The following is a 2294-nucleotide window of genomic DNA, read 5'->3' on the forward strand; positions in this document are numbered from 1 at the left end:
CTACCTGGAGGCGGCGAACGGGCTCCTCGGCCTTGGTGCGCTCGCGGCGACGGTCACGAAGAACGAGCGCCTCGCGACCGCGCTGGGCGCCTACGCCGCCTACAACACGACGAAGCTGATGGCCTACGGCTACGCCGACAACCTGTTCCCCTCCCGCGCGCAGCGCCTGCAGATCGAGACCACGCGACGCCGCTTCCTGGAGGACAGCGACCCCGACGGAGCGATCACGGCGATCCGGATCGTGCCCGCCAACAAAGGCTGGGCGCTCGACAAGCTCGTGCTCGACCTGATGGGCGCCGCCGTGCAGGTGGGCGTGCCGTCCGAGACCTTCGGTGAGCTGGTCGGCTGGGCGGCCTTCGCCGAGATCTCGACGCGCGCCACGCAGCGCGGCGTGAGCCGGATCCGCGTTCCCGCCCAGACGTTCTGCGCCGTCGACATCTCGGACCCCGCCCACCACCGGATCCACGTCATGGACGCCGCGAACGCGCCCTTCGTGCGCAGCGGCGCGCTCGGCTACCGGGCGCGCGCGACGGGCGAGGCGACGCTCTACGTCTCCTCCGAACCGAGCTTCTTCGGCCACGTCTTCGCCGCGGAGCTCGTCCGGCTGTCCGTGGAGCCGATCCGCGTCTCCGTGTCGCCGGGCTCCTCGACCGTCGCGCCGGGGGAACGCGTGCGCCTGTGGGCGAGCGTGACCGGCGCGGAGGACCCGACGCTCGACTGGGTGCTCGAGGGCGGCGCGGCGGATCTCTCGCCCATCGGCACGCAGGCGCCGAGCGTCGACGTCACGACCGGCGTCACCGAGGCGTCCTACCCGGTCCGGCTGCGGGCGACGCCGCGGACGCGGACGGGCCTGCGCGGCCTGCCCGACGCGCCGGCGCGCGACGGCTTCGGCGTGATCGAGACGGCGCTGCCGCGCATCGCGGCCTCGCCACTCTGCCTGGAGCCGGGGGAGACGCATCGCTTCGAGGCGATCTGGCCCCACGCGGCACGGACGCTCACGATCTTCGCGGACGGCTCCGTGGACGCCGGCAGCGCCGCCGCGCTCCGCCCCGTCTGGGCCGCGAGCGCGGGGCGCATCGATGCGACCGGCCTCTACACCGCGCCCGACGCCCGCGGCCGCGACGTCACGATCACGCTCGCGGACGCGGCGGCGCCGGCGCTCACGGCCTCGCGCCGCATCCGAATCGGCAACTGCACCTGCTTCTGGGAGGTGAGCCTCGGCGGGCAGCGCTTCAGCGGCTATTGGACGTACTTCCCGGTCGTGCTCGACTCCCGCTTCGATCGCGGCGGCGACGGGGTCCTGGATCTCTTCCCCATGGCCGACAACCGCTTCGGTCCCAAGGACGAGCCCGTCACGAGCGAGCTGCGGCTCCGGACCCTGCTCGTCAACCATCCGCGCTCGGAGCCCGGGCCCTCGCTCACGCTCACCTTCGATCCGCCCATCGACGGGCGGCGGGGCGGCACGAGCCGGATGAGCGGGGGCATGTCGGCGGAGACGACCCCGGGCCTGCACACCGATCTGACGCGGCTCTACGCGTTCACCGGCAACATCGGCGCCGATGCCGTCTACGTCCTCGGCCGCGATTCGGTCGACATGGAGATCGCGGCCGAGTTCACCCGCTTCGCCGACGGTGAGGCGGTCGATCGGCGCCTCGCCGTCGTCCGTCTGCGCGCCCGCGCCGGCTACGGGCCGGCATCCGCCTGCGAAGGGCCCGACGCGCCGCTGCCGCGCCTGCCGATCGGCGATGCGCTTCCCTCCCTGCCGACCCTGCCCCGCGTCGATCGATAGGAGCCCCCATGCTGTTCCGCGCCTCGTTCCTGAGCCTCCTCTTCGTCGGGCCCGCGCTGGCGCAGACCCATCACGACGTCCCCCTGTTCTGTGCCGGCTCGGGGCGCCTCGTGTCCTCCGAGGTGACCGGGACCTTTCCCGCCCACCGCTACACGGTGCCGGGATCCGCCTCGGACGACCCGGCCTCCATCGCGGTCGGTCGCTGCGGACGGGAGATCACGGTCGACGTGCAGGGTCACCGGCTCTTCCTCGTGCCGGACGCCGTCGGAGACGGCTGGTCGGGAACGCTGCGCATCGCCGGCTTCGACACGCTGTATTCGTTCAGCCGCGCCGGACCGCGCCTCCTCGTCGGCACGTGGGTCACGCACGCTGAGGGCGGGCGGATGGACGCCGAGATGCATCTAGTCGTCGTCGACGGGCGGGCGCCGGACATGGAGGGCTGCACCGACGGCGCGCCCGAGCCGCTGCCGGCGCGCGGCACGAGCTTCGGAAGAGCGGCGCTCGC

The 2294-nt window shown here is 73.5% G+C and carries 2 protein-coding genes; both read left to right on the forward strand.

Annotated features, from left to right (window positions below):
* Positions 1 to 1789 (forward strand): hypothetical protein (locus IEX89_RS24015; protein ID WP_188915830.1); only part of this gene is annotated, 1789 nt, incomplete at its 5' end.
* A gap of 8 nt (positions 1790 to 1797) precedes the next feature.
* Positions 1798 to 2294, forward strand: a 497-nt coding sequence (locus IEX89_RS24020; RefSeq protein WP_188915831.1) for a hypothetical protein, incomplete at its 3' end; no start/stop codon positions are given.

The organism is Salinarimonas ramus, assembly GCF_014645695.1.
Taxonomy (GTDB): domain Bacteria; phylum Pseudomonadota; class Alphaproteobacteria; order Rhizobiales; family Beijerinckiaceae; genus Salinarimonas; species Salinarimonas ramus.